The sequence below is a fragment of the Prevotella melaninogenica ATCC 25845 genome (assembly GCF_000144405.1).
GTDB lineage: Bacteria > Bacteroidota > Bacteroidia > Bacteroidales > Bacteroidaceae > Prevotella > Prevotella melaninogenica.
The window spans coordinates 457,582-476,417 of the sequence record NC_014371.1 but is presented as its reverse complement, the minus strand read 5'-3'; the positions used below and the strand labels follow the sequence as shown (position 1 = coordinate 476,417).

Annotated in this window: 13 protein-coding genes and 3 tRNA genes; 8 read left to right on the top strand and 8 right to left on the bottom strand. The window is 38.3% G+C overall.

The window, feature by feature from the left end; genetic code table 11:
- The first annotated feature begins 4 nt into the window (after nt 1–4).
- Nucleotides 5–193, top strand: coding sequence for a 50S ribosomal protein L33 (rpmG, locus tag HMPREF0659_RS08960; protein WP_004359784.1), 189 nt, complete (start codon nt 5–7; stop codon nt 191–193).
- A gap of 46 nt (nt 194–239) precedes the next feature.
- Entirely contained in the window at nt 240–398 is a 159-nt protein-coding gene (locus HMPREF0659_RS12460) for a DUF4295 domain-containing protein (RefSeq protein ID WP_004359785.1), read from the top strand.
- A gap of 293 nt (nt 399–691) precedes the next feature.
- Here HMPREF0659_RS12460 and HMPREF0659_RS08955 read toward each other — a convergent pair whose 3' ends face one another.
- From HMPREF0659_RS08955 to HMPREF0659_RS08940, 4 genes are all read right to left on the bottom strand, one after another.
- Nucleotides 692–1,924: an IS4 family transposase gene (locus HMPREF0659_RS08955; protein WP_013264582.1), complete on the bottom strand. Its 1,233-nt coding sequence runs from the start codon at nt 1,922–1,924 to the stop codon at nt 692–694.
- 669 nt (nt 1,925–2,593) lie between these two features.
- A tRNA-Glu gene (locus HMPREF0659_RS08950) sits at nt 2,594–2,668 on the bottom strand.
- Between the two features lie 30 nt (nt 2,669–2,698).
- Nucleotides 2,699–2,773: transfer RNA gene (locus HMPREF0659_RS08945), tRNA-Glu, on the bottom strand.
- Nucleotides 2,774–2,801: 28 nt separating this feature from the next.
- A tRNA-Ser gene (locus tag HMPREF0659_RS08940) sits at nt 2,802–2,888 on the bottom strand.
- Between the two features lie 379 nt (nt 2,889–3,267).
- Here HMPREF0659_RS08940 and HMPREF0659_RS08935 point away from each other — a divergent pair.
- Together HMPREF0659_RS08935 and HMPREF0659_RS08930 are read left to right on the top strand one after the other, a co-directional pair.
- Nucleotides 3,268–4,677 carry a B12-binding domain-containing radical SAM protein gene (locus tag HMPREF0659_RS08935; RefSeq protein ID WP_227985701.1) on the top strand — a complete coding sequence of 470 codons (1,410 nt, stop codon included), beginning with the start codon at nt 3,268–3,270 and terminating at the stop codon, nt 4,675–4,677.
- A 29-nt stretch (nt 4,678–4,706) separates the two neighbouring features.
- Entirely contained in the window at nt 4,707–5,657 is a 951-nt protein-coding gene (locus HMPREF0659_RS08930) for an alpha/beta hydrolase (RefSeq protein WP_013265480.1), read from the top strand.
- A 599-nt stretch (nt 5,658–6,256) separates the two neighbouring features.
- Here HMPREF0659_RS08930 and HMPREF0659_RS08925 read toward each other — a convergent pair.
- Nucleotides 6,257–6,859 (bottom strand): OmpH/Skp family outer membrane protein, encoded by a 603-nt coding sequence (locus HMPREF0659_RS08925; RefSeq protein WP_013265375.1) that lies wholly within the window; start codon nt 6,857–6,859, stop codon nt 6,257–6,259.
- Nucleotides 6,860–6,887: 28 nt separating this feature from the next.
- A complete protein-coding gene (locus tag HMPREF0659_RS12910) occupies nt 6,888–7,082 on the bottom strand; it encodes a hypothetical protein (protein ID WP_036864978.1) in 195 nt (64 codons plus the stop codon).
- A 78-nt stretch (nt 7,083–7,160) separates the two neighbouring features.
- Between HMPREF0659_RS12910 and HMPREF0659_RS08915 the strand changes: the two genes are divergently transcribed.
- Entirely contained in the window at nt 7,161–8,612 is a 1,452-nt protein-coding gene (locus HMPREF0659_RS08915) for an aminoacyl-histidine dipeptidase (protein WP_013265676.1), read from the top strand.
- 314 nt (nt 8,613–8,926) lie between these two features.
- Here HMPREF0659_RS08915 and HMPREF0659_RS08910 read toward each other — a convergent pair whose 3' ends face one another.
- Nucleotides 8,927–9,496, bottom strand: a complete 570-nt coding sequence (locus HMPREF0659_RS08910; protein ID WP_044046058.1) for a hypothetical protein — start codon at nt 9,494–9,496, stop codon at nt 8,927–8,929.
- 320 nt (nt 9,497–9,816) lie between these two features.
- Here HMPREF0659_RS08910 and htpG point away from each other — a divergent pair, with 320 nt between their 5' ends.
- From htpG to HMPREF0659_RS08895, 3 genes are all read left to right on the top strand, one after another.
- Nucleotides 9,817–11,871, top strand: coding sequence for a molecular chaperone HtpG (htpG, locus tag HMPREF0659_RS08905; protein WP_013265097.1), 2,055 nt, complete (start codon nt 9,817–9,819; stop codon nt 11,869–11,871).
- Nucleotides 11,872–12,546: 675 nt separating this feature from the next.
- Complete coding sequence (gene mtgA, locus HMPREF0659_RS08900) at nt 12,547–13,236, top strand: monofunctional biosynthetic peptidoglycan transglycosylase (RefSeq protein WP_013265250.1); 690 nt, start codon at nt 12,547–12,549, stop codon at nt 13,234–13,236.
- Between the two features lie 56 nt (nt 13,237–13,292).
- On the top strand, nt 13,293–15,848 hold the full coding sequence (locus tag HMPREF0659_RS08895) for an ATP-dependent helicase (protein ID WP_013265330.1): 2,556 nt from the start codon (nt 13,293–13,295) through the stop codon (nt 15,846–15,848).
- A gap of 73 nt (nt 15,849–15,921) precedes the next feature.
- Here HMPREF0659_RS08895 and HMPREF0659_RS08890 read toward each other — a convergent pair whose 3' ends face one another.
- The gene (locus HMPREF0659_RS08890; RefSeq protein WP_013265640.1) at nt 15,922–18,798 is read right to left on the bottom strand and encodes a PD-(D/E)XK nuclease family protein; all 2,877 of its coding nucleotides are present in this window, start codon (nt 18,796–18,798) and stop codon (nt 15,922–15,924) included.
- Nucleotides 18,799–18,836: the final 38 nt, after the last annotated feature.

Sequence of the window (18,836 nt, the reverse complement as noted above, 5' to 3'; positions counted from 1 at the left end):
TATCATGGCAAAGAAAGCTAAAGGAAACAGAGTCCAAGTTATCTTGGAATGTACCGAGATGAAGAACAGCGGTGTAGCTGGTACAAGTCGTTACGTAACTACAAAGAACCGTAAGAATACTCCAGAGCGTCTTGAGCTCATGAAGTATAATCCTGTTCTGAAGAAGGTTACCCTTCACAAGGAGATTAAGTAAGCTCGCTAAAAAGAGTAGTATAGTTAATAGTTAAAATTAATAGACTATGGCAAAGAAAGCGGTCGCTACCCTCCACGAAGGTTCTACGGATGGTCGCGCATATTCAAAGGTTATCAAGATGGTAAAGAGCCCTAAGACTGGTGCTTACATCTTCGATGAGCAGATGGTCCCAAACGAGGATGTCAAGGAGTTCTTTAAGAATTAATTCTATAAAGATACAATCAATAAAAGGCTATAGGATTTCCTATAGCCTTTATTTGGTTTAGCCCATTATACCAACCTTACCTTTATTCACACACCACACACGTAAAGATTATCTATGCAAGCAGCTTACACGAAACAATAGAGTAGGAGAGAGTTGCTTACAACCATAAATGCGCATTCTAAAAGAAAATAGATTATTGCTGTCCGATAAAACCTCTATATACTGCAATATCCTCTCTCAATCCTGCTGAAATAGGCATGATTTGTTCTTATTTCAAATTCCAAGCCCCCCCACTAGAATAATGACAACTCTTCTGGTGGGGCTTTTACCTGGGTAATCAATCTATCCCAGTCTCTATGTGGCCGTTCAAAGAAACTCTGTATTGAGACATAACTCATAAGTAGAATTCTTATCATTGTTGCCAAGCCTGAGAAACTCCAAGGTCTCTTTATTTTGTTCTTCACTAGGGTTATAAGCAGATTGGCTATAAGTGTAATCCATATTTGTATTTTTATAGCGTTCGCACTCTCTCCATAGAAGTATCTTAGCGGGAAATTCTGTTTTATTTGTTTAAATAAGGTTTCTATTTGCCATCGTCTCTTATAGATAGCTATAATATCTTCTGCTGACATCTGAAAATCATTGGTCAGCAGAGATATGAATCTGATTTTCCCTTTCTTGGTCTTATCCTGATATGTGATTTTTCTTGCTTTATGGTAAATATCTTTTTCCTTTGTATGCTTATGGAAGAGAATGGTTTCTACGCGTACAGCTCCATAATCTGTAGTCATCTGGTAATCTGTATCAGCAATCCTTTCAAAGCTAAGATTATTTTTCATCTTAGTTACATATATAACGCCTCTTTGCGTCAGTTCAGAGAACTTTTCATAGTTTATATAGGCTCGGTCAAAAGCAATCAGGTCCTCATTGGCGTATCGTTCTGGGATAAGTGCAAACTGATCATGACTAGCTGCAGATGTGAACTTAATATCGCTTGGAACATTCTCATTGGCAAATATCTCTGTATGTACTTTTATTCCACCCTTCTTCTTACCAGTTTTGGGATTACGTCCTACACCTTTAAAGACCAAGTTAGAAAACAGACTTATTGTCGTAGAATCTATTATCTTTAGATTCTTCAGCCATTTAGGCTGTCCACAATTTCGGCTGTCCGAGTAAAGCTCATGGCGGTATTTCTCATATAGGTTCATATAGATCGAACCGAATATCTCGGAATCTCGGCGTTTATTTGCATCTGACAAGGTACTTCGACAAGGGAAATGCTTTAAACCAAGATGATTAAAGCGATTAACATTAGCAAAGAGAGAGGCTTTTATCTCACGCAGAGAGTCTAAACGCAGCATTACTGCATAAAGCATGACAACAAGATGATGCCATGCATCAAACTTCTTTATATAGTGTTCACCTCCCTGAGCTTGGCTCAGAGAGAGAATTTTATCACGATTAAAATAGTTTAACAGTTGAACATATAGTGGCTGTCCGATAAAATGTGTACTTTTGTTCATCTTATTTCATTGTTTTATTATGACAACTACAAAGGAAATAAGAAGGGCTGAATGTGCAAAACAATCAGCCCGTTTTTTTATTATTCTGAATTAAAAAGATATGAACGCAAAAAAAGTTTTATCGGACACCAATAAAAATAGATTAATCTACAAGTATGTATTTAACCGCAACCGGTCATTAGACCACAATGTGTATAGTTCTTATTACTATGCTATTGTTTCCTAACATCTTTTATTTATTATCGACATCTTGTTTGTCTTTGTAACCTGACGTAGCTCGTTACCTTCGCACCAAAAAGACAGCTAATCTGCTCGATGAGAAAGGAAATATGTTTAGAAGCTAACAACCTATTTGAGTTTAAATAGATAGAAAAGATTTTATCATAAAACTATTCTTAACTTCATCGCACATACACATATCTTACAAGAATATTTTTATCTCAATTTCCTGTCATTTTTAACACTTCATTTATTTTCCTGTAGACTAACAAGTTAAGCACACACAACAGATGATAGCAGTGACAGCAAATTGAAATTCAGTAATACCCAAGCAGCTTCACAAATAAAATGTAACCACACCCGGTTTTAGAACTGCCCCCTTCTACCTCCCCACAAAATCACATAACCTTATATAATAAAAAAGTCCAGCTTAATAGCTGAACTTTCGGTTGGTAGTCGATAGGGGAATCGAACCCCTATGCCAAGATTGAGAATCTTGTATCCTAACCGTTAGATGAATCGACCAAAATAATTATTTCTTACTAAGAGGATGTTTGGTAGTCGATAGGGGAATCGAACCCCTATGCCAAGATTGAGAATCTTGTATCCTAACCATTAGATGAATCGACCAAAATACATTTGAGATTATGAGATAAAGCGGAAGGAGGGGGATTCGAACCCCCGGTACGCGAATGCGCACGGCAGTTTAGCAAACTGCTGGTTTCAGCCACTCACCCATCCTTCCAAGATGGCCTATAACCGAATTACCAAGCATTATCTCAAATGCGAGTGCAAAGATAGTACTTTATTTTCATACCTCAAAATTTTTTGTTGTCTTTTTCTTTTATTCGATGAAAAAACACAGCAATAACAAGAATATTATTGATAGAAATAGAATATATCTGTTTTAGAATAGAAAATGTAAGTACAGCCTAATCGAATTGAGTTTTCTTGAAAAAAGTTTGCATATATGAAATGTAATAACGACTTTTGTATAACACATTTATTAAGGACGATAGTTTAAACTTCATTTTCTATGCGCTGATTAGCTTCACCTAATTAATCGTCTCATTAAAATAACATAGTGTCTTGAAGAATAAAGAATTGACAGCATGAGAGTAAAAATGATATTACCAGCGTTGCAAGAGGCAGAAAGCCCTTATTGGCGACCAATCAAATACTCGCTTTTCCCACCTTTGGGACTGGCGACACTTGCAGCCTATTTCTCTGATAATGATGATGTAGAGATACAAGATCAACACATTGAGAAACTAAAGTTGGATGATACTCCAGATTTGGTTTGTATTCAAGTTTACGTTACTAACGCTTATAGAGCTTACAAGATTGCTGATGAATATAGAAGAAGAGGTGTGTATGTAGTTATGGGAGGTCTTCACGTTACAAGTATTCCTGATGAAGCGGCACAACACGCCGACACACTTATATTAGGGCCAGGAGAAGAAGCATTCCCACGATTTATCAAAGACTTACGCGAAGGACATCCTCAAAAACGATATGTAGCAAGTTGGAGAAGCATTGAAAACATTCCCCCTGTACGTCGTGACCTTATTAAAAGAGAGAAGTATTTTGTACCAAACTCACTTGTTGTTTCCCGTGGTTGTCCTCATCATTGTGACTTTTGCTACAAGGATGCCTTCTATAGCGAAGGTAAATCGTTTTACACCCGAAAGGTAGACGATGCCTTAGCTGAAATTGATAGTCTACCTGGCAGACATCTTTATTTCCTTGATGATCATCTTTTAGGTAATCCTCACTTCGCATCAGAATTATTTGAAGGTATGCGCGGCATGGGTAGAGTTTTTCAGAGTGCCTCTACTGTTGCAGCAGTACTAAATGGTAATTTGATAGAAAAAGCCGCCGAGGCAGGATTACGAAGTTTATTTTTAGGCTTCGAGACATTTTCTCCAGACAATCTTCGTTCAAGTAACAAACTACAAAACTTATCGAAAGATTATGTAGCAGCTGTTAAACGACTGCATAGTCTTGGTATCATGATTAACGGAAGTTTTGTTTTTGGACTTGACCATGATGATAAAGATGTATTTCAAAGAACTGTTGATTGGGGAATTGAACATAGCATCACAACGGCCACCTTTCATATTTTAACTCCTTATCCAGGAACTCGTCTGTTTCAACAGATGGAACGAGATGGACGGATTACATCCTATGACTGGAGTCAATATGATACTCGAACGGTTGTGTACAAAACATTGGGATTGACTGCAGAGGAGTTAAAACAAGGCTACGAGTGGGCTTACCATAACTTCTATTCATGGAGTAATATTTTTAAGGCAAGCTTTGGGCACGATAATATAAAGCAACAATTGGCCCATCTCCTTTATATGGGAGGCTGGAAGAAGTTTGAACCTTTCTGGAACTTTATGATTCAATATGGTAACCTCAATCGCATGTTACCCGTGCTGGAGAATATATTGGCCAACACAAATGGGCATAAAACAAAGAGCAAAATGTCAAAACATGGCATAGACCTTCTCAAAAAGACCGCATTATAACAACCTGCAAGTATAAATATAAAAGGATTATGAGGAAGAAGATTTTATCTTTTTTACTACTATTCATGGCCATCTTAGGTTTTGCAACATGGCAGTATCGTTTGTTAAGTATCTTACTATTTGTATTGATAAACAAGAATTGGATTAAGTCTCATCCACTGCTGTTACGGTTCAAGCAATCTTATAAATTACTGGTTTCAACACTAATAATAGCCATCTTTATTACTATCCCAAACTATTATCAGCGCGGTCGAACACAATTAGCATACATTGACAAGACAGGTAAACATATTGCTACACCGATAAAGATCTACCTGCTAAACATAATATTCCCAGAGGAAGAAATAATGAATGTAGGCATGAAAGTTTCTGCAATTATACCTCCAGCTGGAGAGCCAACTTTGATAAAAAAACTTGGAGGACGTTTTATCCGTGAGGCTCAAAATGACTTCTGGAATGGTAAGGCGTTAAGTTTTTACGCTCAATACAATCAATTGTCATGGCAATTCAGCAATCCTGGCTCATTTGCTATAGCCCAAGCGTATAATGAACAGTTTGGGACAAACTACAATGGTATTTATATAACAAAGCCACAACATTACACTTCTTCAAAAAAGTACCCTGTTGTATTATTCGCCCATGGCTATTTGGGTAGTTGGGAACTTTATCAAGGACTTTTCTCAAGCTTGAAAAATTGCTTCGTTGTTAGCATTGCAACACACAATCTTTCAGGTATTTTTAGTCATGAAGACATTAACAGAATATTCAAGTTTTACCTTCCCATGCTTAAAAAAGAAGGATATAGCATTGATGAAAGTCGATTACATTTAATTGGTCTATCAAATGGTGGAAGTGCATCTAACATTGCACTACGAAGCTTTGATAATAAATTTAAGACCATCACATATATTTCTACATCCTGTGATGTCGTTAAAAAGACTCATTCAGAAGTACTTTTATATAGGTGGAGGACAAGATAATAGCTCTAATAACCTCCCAACTTCTACTAAACGACTACAAAGATGTGGAACGAAAGCTGTGCTACTTTTTGATGAGAAAGAGAAACACTACATGTTGATACATCAAAAAGAAAGAATAATAGATTTCCTCAACCATGAGTTAGAATTGGATTAAATCATTATTTATAGCAATACCCATAAGGATTAAACAACACACTCGCAAATGTTGAATCTATTTAGACAAGTAAACTACTAAATCAAAGAGATTATGTTTGATTTGTAACAGTCTTCTACTTATCTAACAACAAGTTGAGAACAACAAAGCCATATTTTGCATGGTATTAAACGCTCAGCACTATTGGTGCTTACCATCAACACGATATGTGCGAAGCACCAACACAACTGTAAAATATGAAATATTAGAGTTATAGTGGTCGTTAAAATCTGTAGAGAAGAGTGGCATATAAAACTTATAGAGAGATGACTATCAGGAAGTGCTATACAAAACAAGAAAGTAAACTTTTTGCCTTTCTATGATACTATGTTATAAAAACAAAACCAGCCGTAAATTACGACTGGTTTTATTATATCTATTTAATAAGTAACTGTGAACCCACAAATTACTTCTTCATACCTTTGTAAGCCTGGTTCATACCCTTAACAACATCGTCTGTAATGTTGTAAGCAGGATCAGCATAAAGGATATTATCACCACTCTTAGCAAGAATGATACTATACTTCTTATCCTTATTATACTCCTTCAAATAGTTATGCACGCTGTCAGAGAGAGCTTTGTTATACTTAGCAACCTCGTTCTGATACTCAGCACCAAGACGCTGCTGCAAAGCATCAGCATCCTGAGCCTGCTTCTGGATACTTGCCTGAATCTGCTGTGCCTGTGCCTGTGTGTACTTATTTGCCTGAATATTCTGCTGGAAGTTAGCAGCTGCAGCCTGAATAGCCTTCTGCTTACCAGCCAATGTACGCTGGATATTAGCTTCTTTTGCCTTTACAAGCTTAGTAACATCTTTCCAATAAGTATACTGGCTCATGATAGAGTCTATCTCTACATAAGCTACTTTCTGACTATTTGCAGCTGGAGCAGCTGTAGATGTTTCAGCCTTGCCAGCTGCTGTATCATTCTTCACTGGCTGATTGTTACATGCAACAAAAGCGAATGCTGCCATAGCAAGCACTGACATTTTGCTAAATGATTTCTTCATTTCTATTGTATTTAATTGATTATTTCTCCTAATATGCCTTATTTCTAACTCGGGCTTCCTTGTCTTGGTCAATAACACAATGGATACCTTTCTCCTTTAGATATGCATTATCCGATATATGCTGCGACTGAAACTCCCCACCTTTCTTGAATAACACACGTACTCCGAGGAGCAACATAGCTATAGCAATTATTAACAATGTTAACAATAATGTTACAAACATTTTCTTTATCTTTGCATTTAATATTGACCGCAAAGGTAATATAAAACAGCAAGATTACAAAAAAAAATATTATTAAAAATGGCAAATGTAGAATTAAAACCTGCTTGTGTCTTTGAGCAGTTCGCTAAAATCAATCAAATACCACGTCCATCTAAGCATGAAGAGCAGATGATTAGTTATTTACAGGAGTTTGCTAAGGAGCGCAACCTCGACGTAAAGGTTGACAAAGTTGGCAATGTTCTGATTTCTAAACCTGCTACAAAAGGTATGGAAAATGTTCCAACAGTAGTACTCCAGAGTCACATGGATATGGTATGTGACAAACTCGTTGACATAGAATTTGACTTCCACAAGGATGCTATTCAAACCTATGTGGATGGCGAGTGGCTTCATGCAAAGGGTACAACACTCGGTGCTGATGATGGTATCGGCATGGCTTATGAGTTGGCTATCCTCGACTCTAATGATATTGAGCACGGACCTATCGAATGTCTCTTTACACGTGATGAGGAAACTGGCTTGACTGGTGCCTTTGGGTTGGAGGCTGGTTTCATGACAGGAAACTATCTCATCAACCTTGATTCTGAGGATGAAGGTCAAATCTTTGTAAGTTGTGCGGGTGGTAATAGTACAACAGCAGTATTCAACTTTGAGCGTGAGAATGCACCAGAAGGCTACTTCTTTATGGAAGCAAGCTTGAAGGGTCTGGTTGGTGGTCACTCTGGTGATGACATCAATAAGAAGCGCGCCAATGCTATCAAACTCCTTGCACGCTTCCTCTATGCTGAACAGGCTAAGATGGACCTTCGTTTAAGCTACTGGAATTCAGGTAAGATGCACAATGCTATCCCACGTGATGGTAAGGTACTCTTCGCCGTTCCTTCAGCTAATAAAGAGACCGTTAAGGCAGATTGGAATATCTTTAGCACAGAGGTTGCAGACGAGTTCCATGTTACTGACACCGCGATGGTATGGAATCTTGAGAGTGCAGATGCTGCTCCAGTTATGCCAAAGCAGATTTCTCATAACGTTATCCTTGCTTTGCAGGCACTTGACAACGGTCCATTGACCAACTGCCAGGATGAAGCCTTGGCTTATATGGTTGAAACTTCAAGTAATGTTGCAAGCATACAGACAGAGGAGAATAAGTTAACAGTTGTCTCTTCACAGCGTTCAAACGTAATGAGTAACTTGGTAAACATGACCAATACTGTTCGTGCATGTTTCGAGTTGGCTGGTGCTGAGATTGTTGTAGATGACAGTTATCCTGCATGGAAGATGAATCCTAACTCAGAATTAGTACACGTTGCAGTTGAGCAATACAAGAATATCTTCGGTAAGGAACCTCTCGTTCTTGGTATTCACGCAGGTCTTGAGTGCGGCCTCTTCTCTGAGAAGTATCCACATTTAGATATGATTAGCTTTGGTCCAACACTTCGTTATGTTCATACACCAGACGAGTGTCTGCTTATTCCTACAGTTCAAATGGTATGGGATCACCTCCTTGCTGTTCTTAAGAATATCAAGTAATTGGACACAACCATAATTATTTACACGCCATCTTGCTCCTTAGAACAAGATGGCGTTTTCTTAATGTATATATGTTAGCTTTCGAAAGAGAACATTATTCATTGTAGCGTGTTGAGTATCTACAAAATTATGATAACTTTGAAGTCCACACATATTGGGATAAAGCACGGTTGGATATAAGGACAGATATATATTCATCACTTCTTATAATCTGAGGAACTAAACAATCTATCATACAAAAGAATTGGAATTGAAAGTACAGAGAGGGATAACCTCTTACCGCAAATGGGCAAAAATATTTCAAGGGCTCTTGATTAATAGGTTATTCTGTTCTTAGTACGATTATTCTTATAATGTCTTTTTATAACCTTATTCCCTTCATAGCTAAACTCAACTAATGTTGTATCTTTGAGTTGACTATTTATTATATAAGCACTATTGATATTAGATCTATTTTCATTATAATTTATAATCATATCTCTTGCTATGATCTTTATAAGAGGAAACTCTGTATAAGTCTCATATTTAAGGAAGTCTATTTCTGTTGGCGTAAACTCATCATACCTAACTGCAATGACTCTGTAATTTAAACAAGAAGGTTCATGGGCATTCTTCAGCATCTTTTGTATAGCTTCTGAGTTATTCATATTGGAACTATATGTCGTTTTCCCATCCTTAACTATGTATGAAAAGCTATCAGTTATCGTTAATAACGTAGAATCAAAACTAATCGTATATTTCCCTTTAATATGCTTAACAGTATCATTAAGCCACAGTTTGAATTTTTGTTCAGGAGATATTCTTATTCCGTTTTGATGTCTTGATACCGCATATATAGATAAAGCTATTAGAAATATCAAGCACATGATAGATATTTTTTTCATTATCTAAAAGTTTAAATGTTCATTACACTGAAAATGTACTATAATGTTGCATGGCTGAAATCATCTTGCTTTACTCTCAACTCAATACGTAAATGCTTCGAATAAAAAAATATATTCCATAGACGGAAAGCTATTACTTTTCAAGCAATGAGTTACGGACATTAGCCTGTTGTTTATTATATTCTCATTGGCAAAAGTATATAACATTCTTAAGAAATCCAAAGGAATGAGAATTTATTTCTAAATTAAGTATTATATATAGATGGCACGGAGTTTGTTATTACCTATGCAAAATAAAAACAATTAAAATTTATATTGCTATGCAAAAAGGAAATATCGGGGTTACAACTGAGAACATCTTCCCCGTTATCAAAAAGTTCTTATATTCAGATCATGACATCTTCTTGCGTGAGATGGTGTCAAATGCTGTTGATGCTACTCAAAAACTGAAGACTCTTTCTGCAACAGGTGACTTCAAAGGCGAGTTGGGTGATTTGAGTGTTCGTGTCAGTTTAGATGAGAAGGCTGGAACATTGACTATCAGCGACCGCGGTATCGGTATGACCGCTGAGGAGATTGAGAAGTATATCAATCAGATTGCTTTCTCTGGTGTCAATGACTTCCTTGAGAAATATCAGGACAAGGCAGAGGCAATCATCGGTCATTTCGGTCTTGGATTCTATTCTTCTTTCATGGTTTCAAAGAAGGTGGAGATTATCACTAAGAGCTATAAAGAAGGTAGCAAGGCTGTAAAATGGAGCTGTGATGGTAGCCCAGAATATACACTTGAAGATGCAGAAAAGGAGGATCGTGGTAGCGATATCGTCCTTTATATCGATGATGATTGCAAGGAATTCCTGCAGAAATCAAAGATTGAAGAACTGCTAAACAAGTACTGTAAGTTTATGGCTGTTCCTGTTGTCTTTGGTAAGAAGACTGAATGGAAAGACGGCAAGATGGTTGATACTGAAGAAGATAATATCATCAACAGCGTTGAACCTTTGTGGGTAAAGGCACCATCAGGTTTGAAGGATGAAGACTACAAGAACTTCTATCGTACGCTCTTCCCAATGAATGACGAGCCATTGTTTTGGATTCACTTGAACGTTGACTACCCATTCAACCTCACGGGTATACTTTATTTCCCACGTGTAAAGAACAATATCGAACTGCAACGTAATAAGATTCAGCTCTATTGCAACCAAGTTTTCGTAACCGATCAGGTCGAGGGAATTGTACCAGAGTTCCTTACATTGCTCCATGGTGTTATCGACTCTCCAGATATTCCTCTGAACGTAAGCCGTAGCTACTTGCAAAGTGATGCGAATGTGAAGAAGATTGCAACCTATATAACTAAGAAGGTTGCTGACAGACTGCAGAGTATTTTCAAAGAGAGTCGAAAGGAATTTGAGGAGAAATGGGATGATCTTAAGCTCTTCATCAACTACGGAATGCTTTCAGAATCTGACTTCTACGAGCGTGCAAAGGACTTCTCTCTTATCAAGGATACCGAAGGCAAGTACTTCACCTTTGAGGAGTATAACACACTCATTAAGGATAATCAGACCGACAAAGAGGGCTACCTTGTAAACCTTTATACAAGTAACAAGGAGGAGCAGTACAGCTATATTGAAGCTGCAAAGCAGAAGGGGTATAGCGTTATTGATGCAAGCGGACAGTTGGATGTACCGTTGCTTTCAATGCTTGAGCAGAAGCTGGAGAAGACACGTTACGTACGTGTTGACTCAGATATCGTTGATCGCATTATTCAGAAGGAAGATGCACCAAAGAATAATCTGTCAGTAGAAGAATCTGACAATTTGTCAGAGGCTTTCCGTTCACAGATTCCTACAATCGAGAAAGCAGACTTCACAGTTGATGTACAGTCACTCGGAGAGTCTTTCCAGCCAGTTCTCGTAACACAAAACGAGTATATGCGCCGTATGAAGGAGATGAGTCAGTTCCAGCAGGGAATGGGTTTCTATGCTCAGTTGCCTGATTCTTATAATCTCGTTCTTAATGCCGACCACCCATTAGTAAAGAAGGTTCTTGACGACATCACGGCTAACACTGCAACGGAATTGAAACCAATAGCAAGCGAACTGAAGGGACAAGAGGCACGTTTGGCAGCTTTGCATCAGTCACAAGATAGCAAGAAGACTGAGGAAGTGACACAGGAGGAGAAGGACGATATGCAGAATACTCAGAAGACTGTTTCTGAACTTCAAGACAAGAAGAAAGCTATTGTTGCTGCATATGCTAAGGGTAATGATATTGTTCATCAACTCATCGACTTGGCATTACTACAGAATGGTATGCTTCAGGGTGCTGCACTCGATAAGTTCCTCAAACGTTCTATCAGTTTGATTAAGTAAATATAAAGTAGCTATCCACTTATATACACAAAGTAATTAAAAGGTTCTTCCGTTAAATGCGTAGACGCTTATTTTATAGGCGTATATCTTTAACGGAGGGACCTTTCCTTTTTACACCTCGAAAAACATATCTTCAACTATGAAAAACTCATTACATAAATCCAAATAAAAATCCTCAAATAATGGCAAAAACAACCTATCACGAGTAGGTTTATAACCTTCAATGAATCAATAAGTTACAAAACAACAAAAGTAAAGATGCCTAATTGGGCTTTAAAAGGGCGTTAGTAACACTTCAAAAGGGCACCTATTGGAAGTCAATTAGGCGTCTTTTAGAAGCTAAAAGAGCATGTGTGGACTTTGAAAGGTTGAAAAAAAGTTTACATTCCTCTATAAACAAAGAGAGGGATTACTTGTAAAAATAAAAAGATATACTAATAGACTAACTTCAGTTTTAACTTCTATGGGAATATCTACTGGATAGCAATAGTCGCTCTTTGTGCCACTGACACCTCTGTGTAGCGTTTAACTCCGTCTGCTCTTTTTCTCTGTGTGCCTTACTATGTAAGAGATTTAGTTTATCACTCCATATTTCGGAAGAACCGAAAAAACTTCTTCTTCACGCTTGCTATCGAATAAGATTTAGTACCTTTGCAAATAATTAACTCATTAACTATGTTCAAGAAGATTTTTAAAGTGATAAGATGGGTATTATCCCTAACCTTTATCTCCACAATATTGGCGGTAGTTGTCTATCGCTTTATCCCTGTATACTTCACCCCTCTGATGATTAGTCGTTGTTTTGAACAGATTGGTAAAGGAGAGTCTGTGAAACTTTATCATGACTGGGTTCCGTTAGAAAAGATGTCAAAATCAATGCCTGTAGCAGTGATGGCAAGTGAGGACCAACGCTTCCTTACACATCATGGTTTCGACTATCAAGCTATCGAGAAAGCTGCAGAAGACCACCTGAAGAAAGGGAAGAAACTGCGTGGTGGATCTACCATATCTCAGCAAACAGCAAAGAATGTCTTTTTGTGGCAGGGACGCTCATGGGTAAGAAAAGGATTGGAGGTTTATTTCACTTTCCTCATAGAAACACTATGGAGCAAACAACGTATCATGGAGGTTTATCTTAATTCAATTGAGATGGGCGATGGAATCTATGGCGTTGAAGCTTGTGCTGAACAGAATTTCGGTATGGAGGCCAGCCAACTTAGTCGAAGAGATTGTGCACTTATAGCAGCGACATTACCTAATCCACGTCGCTTCTCCTCAAAGAATCCTGGACCTTATATGCGCAAGAGAATTGGACAGATTGAACACCAAATGACTTTTATACCAGCCTTCCCAGAAGAACATTAAAACATCTGTATATTAGCCTATTAAACAATTCTGTTCGACAAAAATAAAAAGATAAGATGATAAATCAAGATAAGGAAGAGGCTATCCTCTCCGCACTGAACGAAAGCCAGCGTGAGGCAGTTGAGTATTGTACAGGACCATCACTGGTGATTGCTGGTGCTGGATCTGGTAAGACCCGTGTCCTTACCTATAAGATTGCCTACCTACTTAATAAAGGCTTGAAGCCATGGAACATTCTTGCACTTACGTTTACAAACAAAGCTGCAAGAGAGATGAAGGAACGTATCGCACAGATAACAACTGCTAAAGATGCGCAACATCTTTATATGGGAACGTTCCACTCCATCTTTGCACGTATCCTACGTCGTGAAGGGGAGGCTATCGGCTTTGGAAGTAATTTCACTATTTATGACGAAAACGACTCTCGTTCGCTTATTAAGAGTATTGTAAAAGCCTTAGACCTTGACGAGAAAACATATAAACCTGCCTCGGTGCATAACTTTATTTCAATGGCAAAGAACCATCTTATTACTGCTTCAGAATATGCAGAAGACCGTGCTGCCATTGAGCGTGACCGAAGTGCACGTATGCCGGCTATCCACATGATTTACAAAGCATACGAAGCAAGATGTCGTCAGGCAAATGCAATGGACTTTGACGATATTCTGCTTTATACCTTCTTGCTCTTCCGTGATAACAAAGAGATTAGAGAGAAGTATGGCCAGCAGTTTGAATATATCTTGGTAGACGAGTATCAAGACACAAACTATGCACAGGTTAGTATCATCAGCCAGTTGGCTGAGACACATCGTCGTATCTGTGTTGTGGGTGATGACTATCAGAGTATCTATTCTTTCCGTGGTGCAAACATTGACAATATCCTTGACTTCAAGCATAAGTTTGACGATGCTAAACTCTTTAAGTTAGAGCGCAATTACCGTTCAACACAGCTCATCGTACAGGCAGCTAACTCGTTGATGAAACACAACGAACGACAGATTCCTAAGGATGTATTTTCTAAAGAAGCCGAAGGAGACAAGATTCTCTATAAACCTTGCTATAGTGATAGGGAAGAGGCTATGGTTGTTGCGAATGAACTGAAGCGTATCAAACGCAATGATGACTGTGATTATGGCAACTTTGCCATTCTCTACCGTACGAATGCACAGAGTCGTTCTTTCGAGGATGAATTCCGCAAACAAGGTATTCCTTACAAGATTATTGGTGGACTTTCGTTTTATCAACGTAAGGAAATCAAAGATATCATCGCATATTTCCGCTTGGTTTCTAACCCTAATGACGAAGAGGCCTTCCGGCGTATCATCAATTACCCAACACGTGGAATTGGTAACACGACCATTCAAAAGATTATTGATTGTGCCCAACGCAATTCTGTATCGCTATGGGAAACTATCCTCAATCCTATTCAATATGGATTAGATGTCAACAAGGGTACAATGACAAAGCTTTTTGCTTTCAGAACACTTATCAGTGGCTTTATTAAGAATGTAGCATTGAAGGATGCATACGAGCTTGGAAAGGAGATTATTGAAGAGAGTGGACTAAGTGCTGATATACGTTCGGGGAGTGAGCCAGAGGACTTGGCTCGTCGAGAGAACTTAGAAGAGTTTATGTCGGCTATGCAGGGCTTTGTGGACTCTGGACGCGAAGAAGGACGAGAAGAGAATGTTTACCTTACTGACTACCTTCAGGAAGTAGCATTATACACAGATGCTGACAAGGAAGACGATGACACTCCGAAAGTTACATTAATGACAATTCACGCAGCAAAAGGATTAGAATTTCCTACGGTATTTGTCGTTGGATTGGAGGAAAATATATTCCCAAGTCCTATGTCAGCAAGTTCAAAACGTGAGATAGAAGAAGAGAGAAGATTACTCTATGTGGCTATAACACGTGCCGAACGACATTGTATATTGACGAATGCAAAGAATCGTTTTCGCTATGGATCAATGCAAGTGGACAACCCAAGTCGTTTCTTAAATGATTTCGACCCTGCACTGATTCATGTAGAAGATGAAGCAAACAGTGCTTTTGGAGGTGAACGACGTAAGATGCCTTGGGACGAGGATAATAGTTCAAGAAACGCTTGGGGACGTAATCGCTCAGAAGATAATTTCCGTGAGTACGAACCAAACAAGGCATACACAGGTAGCAGACCTTGGGGACAAGAATATCGTCAAATGGGCTCGAGATGGCAGAATTCAAATCCTGTTGCAAGCCAATTTCGTGCTGATCCAAAGCCAAAGATAACTGAACGTAAACGTCCTGAAGCTGCTGTTGACCCATTCTCTGAGCGTGCTAAACGCAGATTAATAGCGGAGGGTGGTAATTTCAAACGCCTATCATCTGCAATGACAAATGGCGGTAGAACATTATCAACAGAGAGTACTTCAATATCCTCGATTTCATCGACAGCCTCAATAGCTGGACTCAGTGTTGGCGTGACCATTGAACATCAACGCTTCGGCATTGGAAAGGTATTAAACCTTGAAGGCTCTGGAGAAAATGCTAAGGCAACAGTTGAGTTCCGTAATGCAGGAACCAAACAACTACTGCTGAAGTTTGCCAAATTTAAGATTATTGGTTAAGAACAATAGAAAACGATAGGCGGTTATAAATGTATTCGCATTTATGACCGCCTATTATCGTTTATAGCTGTAATTATCGTCCACACATCTGTTTATAAGGACAGTATTGACAACTATCAGTATTGTCTGTTGGAGCAAAAGCTATATTAGGATTATGTATTTCTTCGAGTTTCTCCGTGAGATTTCTAAGAAAATCCTCTTCATATACGGTGACATCAGTAACTTCTTCCTTATCTATTGATAGTACAGGAGTATAATCTTCACTACCTGCATGTTGGATAAAGAGCAAAGCAGGACTAACAGCACGATGATTTGGATTATGTTCAGAATCGTTCTTTGCTTCAATAAGACTGTATAGCATTGCCTGCATTGTGTAGTCACTCTTTTTACTTAAATTCTTTGAGTCAAACATTTCATCAACACTTTTCAATGACTCCGCTGCTTTTCCACCAGTCTTATAGTCTACAACTCGCAAGCGTGCGCTATCACTATCAACAAGAATCTCGTCTAAACGGTCAATACGTCCACCTGTTTCTATTTGCTTCTCCAATCCATTCACATTAATTGTCAATGAGCGTTTAACAGGAAACTCATGACCAATCACACGCAATGGGGCAGAACGTCGATCAATTCGCAATAATTGATGAAGGTACTTTATGATAACTTCACGATTGATGAGTTGGAGTCCATTGAGCTTTGGATGTTTCTTTACTCCTCGTTGTTGATGAAATAGTTCAGTAGCAAATGCCTCGTCGACAATATCATCCAATGTAAGTTCTGCATTGCCTGATGTGAGTGACTGTGTGCTCTTACCTGTCTTCAACAAATAATCTATGTTCTTAGCTGTGATGACTTCTCTTGGTAGTAACTTTTCATACATAAGCTGTGCTGCTGTATGAAAGATATTACCAAACATTCGATTATCAACATCATCTACATCGACTTCATCGAGTTCATTAATACCTGCAATATACTTAAAGTAATACTTTAGCTGGCAAGTTATATATGTATTAATAGCAGTTGGGGAGAAATAACTGATTTCATCGAGTCTATTCAGTACAGCTTCATTCTTTTCAACCACTTCTGCTTCACAGTGCATAGGCTCTTGCCCTGCTTGCAAAGTTAATCGATGAATTGGGTGATTCCACTCTACCATCAACTGTAAAATGAAACGACTCATCTCTCCTGTATGGCTACCTTGAGTGGAGTTATTATAAAGGAAAGTAACATCTTTTGCCCGCTGAATCAGACTATGGAAATAGTAACTGTAGATAGACACCTTATTATCAATTGTTGTTAACTCGTATGCCTTACGAATAAGATGAGGTATGAACGATGCATCGTCTATTCCCTTTGGCATATTACCTTCATTACAAGAGAGCACAAGTACATGATCGAAATCGAGATTACGCGTTTCAAGAACGCCCATCACTTGTACTCCACGTGCTGGTTCACCATGGAAAGGAATACTTGTAGCAGCAATAAGTTGTGTTAATAAACGACGGAAGATAATCTTATCTGCATCTAAATCCCCATTTATCATCAAATCAGACAATCGTGTGAGTAAGGTGTACATACGAAAAACAGACTCTTCAAAAAGTGGGTCTTTGTCAGCTGCACCATTTACACCGATGAAACGGATAGTTTCTGCCAACCAATTAACTAATACTTGTAGGTTCTGCTTATCACTTGGATGGTATTCAAAGATTGAGCCTTCTTTTGGCTTTACATAAAACTGTCGTTCACTATTCAATCGTTCGATGATTTCGGCAACTTTTGGTGTGAGATACTTCCCATAAGGATGTCGTAATACTCTGTTTACATAGTGAAGTCTATAACTCTGTTCTTGTACAGAATAACCTTCTGTCTGTAACGCCCAAAGCTGCGTAACCATCGATGCTATCGGGGTTTGTTGTAACGGATAACCCGTTGTGACATTCAGAGTTTCGACTTCATCAGGTATACAATGGATTACAGTCTGCAACAGATGTTCATCACAAAGAACAATTGCTGTTCGCTTACCATCTTTATATCTTTCATTCTCGCGCAACCACTCGGTGATATAACGTGCTTGTAAGTTCTCTGTAGGAGCAGAGATAATGTTTATATCCTTCTCTTTACCTAAATTATCATACAATTCATCGCTATCGTTTGGTAAAGCATTGGGGAATTTATCAAGCCAACAACGAATATAGTTACCTGCTTCATTTGTTGGCTTCATATAATATCGGTCATAATCCCAATAGAAACTTGCCCTTTCTTCCTTTAAGAAGCGTTTGAAAAGAAGCTGTTCTACCTTCTGAAGTACGTTGAATCCGACAAAAACATAGCATTCATATTGTGCTTCTATCTTTGTTTTCTCTACCACATCACGATAAAGCATACCTTCGTATGCAAGTTTTTGAGATTTAAGCCTTTGCTTGAAATCATTATATATATCATTCAACTTATTCCAAAGAGTTATAAAACGCTCTCTAATACCCTCTGGATCATCGTCGAAATTAGCGAAGAAACGGCGTAATTCTACTTTCTGTTCATCGGTAAGATAACTAATATCATCTAACTCTTTAAGGTTACTAATATTAGAGAAGACCATCTCAGCGTTTGCCATATTCTTATCGATGTCATCGAAATCGGCTAAGAGCAGTTGCCCCCAACCATAGAAGTGGTCTAAGGTTTCATTTGTATTGCCTGTTACCTCGATGTAACTCTTATAAAGATCGCAAATACTTTTAATAGGATCAGCTATTGTTAGCTCTGAATGTTGACGAAAGAAGTCAGAGATGGTAATATATGCTGGACTCCATACAGGACCATCAGCCAATCGAGCTAATGCTTGATTCAGAAAGAGTGCAGCACGCTTATTAGGAAAGACAACAGCTATATGCGCCATGTCATTACCATACTTCTTCAGTAAATCAGCTGCAACGTGTTCGAGAAATGTATTCATAATTATATATCAGAACGCTTGTTAAGAATGAATGAAGT